Consider the following 920-nt stretch of genomic DNA (forward strand, 5'->3'; position numbering starts at 1 on the left):
ACCACGTACCAACAGCAGTCGAGCACAGCACTCTACAACCCAATTCAGGGCGTTGCTCGCGTTGGGAATAATAATAAGGGTTGCGCTCGTTGCGGGACTTAACCCAACATCTCACGACACGAGCTGACGACAACCATGCACCACCTGTCACTTTGTCCCCGAAGGGAAAGCTCTATCTCTAGAGTGGTCAAAGGATGTCAAGACCTGGTAAGGTTCTTCGCGTTGCTTCGAATTAAACCACATGCTCCACCGCTTGTGCGGGCCCCCGTCAATTCCTTTGAGTTTCAACCTTGCGGTCGTACTCCCCAGGCGGAGTGCTTAATGCGTTAGCTGCGGCACTGAAGGGCGGAAACCCTCCAACACCTAGCACTCATCGTTTACGGCATGGACTACCAGGGTATCTAATCCTGTTTGCTACCCATGCTTTCGAGCCTCAGCGTCAGTTACAGACCAGACAGCCGCCTTCGCCACTGGTGTTCTTCCATATATCTACGCATTTCACCGCTACACATGGAGTTCCACTGTCCTCTTCTGCACTCAAGTTTCCCAGTTTCCGATGCACTTCTTCGGTTGAGCCGAAGGCTTTCACATCAGACTTAAGAAACCGCCTGCGCTCGCTTTACGCCCAATAAATCCGGACAACGCTTGCCACCTACGTATTACCGCGGCTGCTGGCACGTAGTTAGCCGTGGCTTTCTGGTTGGATACCGTCACTACCTGATCAGTTACTATCAAATACGTTCTTCTCCAACAACAGAGTTTTACGATCCGAAAACCTTCTTCACTCACGCGGCGTTGCTCCATCAGACTTTCGTCCATTGTGGAAGATTCCCTACTGCTGCCTCCCGTAGGAGTCTGGGCCGTGTCTCAGTCCCAGTGTGGCCGATTCCCCTCTCAGGTCGGCTATGCATCACGGTCTT

General features: G+C 52.6%; 1 rRNA gene (running past both ends of the window). It reads right to left on the reverse strand.

From position 1 onward, the window contains the following. Nucleotides 1-920 (reverse strand): 16S ribosomal RNA (locus ACF1X7_RS02670) (it extends past both window edges: 289 nt to the left, 140 nt to the right).

This window comes from Latilactobacillus sp. VITA-14 (genome assembly GCF_046580785.1).
GTDB classification, from domain to species: Bacteria; Bacillota; Bacilli; order Lactobacillales; family Lactobacillaceae; genus Latilactobacillus; species Latilactobacillus curvatus.